Source organism: Indolivaga alginatilytica, assembly GCF_003201355.1.
Classification (GTDB): domain Bacteria; phylum Bacteroidota; class Bacteroidia; order Bacteroidales; family Dysgonomonadaceae; genus Dysgonomonas_A; species Dysgonomonas_A alginatilytica.
On record NZ_QICL01000070.1, the window covers coordinates 1 to 1,341 of the forward strand.

The window sequence follows — 1,341 nt, forward strand, 5'->3', positions numbered from 1 at the left end:
ACATACGGTATACGGTGATTTTAACTTAGTTACTGTCCCTGAAGTGGAAAACCTGATGAAAGGGGATGGTTCGGGAAGGGTATCCAGATAAGGAATTGGTAGTAAGTATTTAATCCAACATTATTTAATAATAATCAACAGTTATACTTACTAAAGTAATAAATAGGTTTAAGACCTTAAAGCTAGAATAAAAAATGCAAGATCAATTTTCCCTAAAAGGCAAAGTAGCCCTCGTTACAGGAGGCACTTACGGTATAGGGATAGCTATGGCACAAGCCTTAGGCAAAGCCGGAGCCACAATTACATTTAATGCCAGAAGCGAAGATAAAGTAAGAGAAGCTGAGCTGAAGTGCAGGGCTTTAGGATTAGATGCATATGGTTATGTTTGCGATGTAACTATAGAAGCGGAAGTCCGCTCAATGGTAAGCGATATTTCACAAAAATACGGAGATATCGACATTTTAGTGAATAATGCAGGAATCATCAAACGTATTCCGGCATTGGAAATGTCAGTAGAAGATTTTAATGAAGTAATAAATGTTGATTTAACAGGTCCTTTCATTGTATCGAAAGCGGTAGCTCCGGGAATGATACGAAAAGGAGGAGGCAAAATAATCAATATATGCTCTATGATGAGTGAACTGGGACGCGAAACAGTAACAGCCTATGCAGCGGCAAAAGGCGGTCTGAAAATGTTGACTAAAAATTTAGCTTGTGAATGGGCCGAATACAATATACAAGTCAACGGCATAGGACCGGGATACATTGCAACTCCACAAACAGCCCCATTAAGAGAGGTAGGACATCCCTTCAATGATTTCATTATGGCAAAAACTCCTGCAGCACGCTGGGGAACACCTGAAGATCTTGAAGGACCAACTGTTTTCTTAGCTTCTAAGGCATCTGACTTTATCAATGGTCATATTCTTTATGTAGATGGAGGTATTCTTGCTTATATAGGGAAACAACCTAAATAAGTATTTGGTATAGCCTTATTTAGTCACCACTATTGGTTATATTAATACTTACCAAAACAATAAAAAAGGTTTGCGACCTTAAAATATAAAAAGTAGATATGCATAGTTTATTTTAGATTGTCAGCTTAGTTATTTCGGTTATAATGATTAGTGTCCTGCATATCTACTTTTTTTCTTAAAACAGTAATTAGTAAATAAAAACAAAAAATAATCCACCTATGTCACGATTTTCTCGTATAGAAGCCTGTCAGGAAATGGCAGCCACAGGGATGGTTCCGGTCTTTTACAACAATGACCTGGAAACCAGCAAACAAGTAGTCAAAGCCTGTTATGAAGGAGGCGTCAGAGCCTTCGAATTCACCAA

The 1,341-nt window shown here is 37.7% G+C and carries 1 protein-coding gene and 1 pseudogene; both read left to right on the plus strand.

Translation table 11 applies throughout. The annotated features are described in order from the left end of the window. The first annotated feature begins 194 nt into the window (after positions 1 to 194). Positions 195 to 977: a gluconate 5-dehydrogenase gene (locus tag CLV62_RS21410; protein WP_110312791.1), complete on the plus strand. Its 783-nt coding sequence runs from the start codon at positions 195 to 197 to the stop codon at positions 975 to 977. A gap of 218 nt (positions 978 to 1,195) precedes the next feature. After that, positions 1,196 to 1,341 (plus strand): annotated as a pseudogene (locus CLV62_RS22135) (bifunctional 4-hydroxy-2-oxoglutarate aldolase/2-dehydro-3-deoxy-phosphogluconate aldolase); the annotation flags it as partial.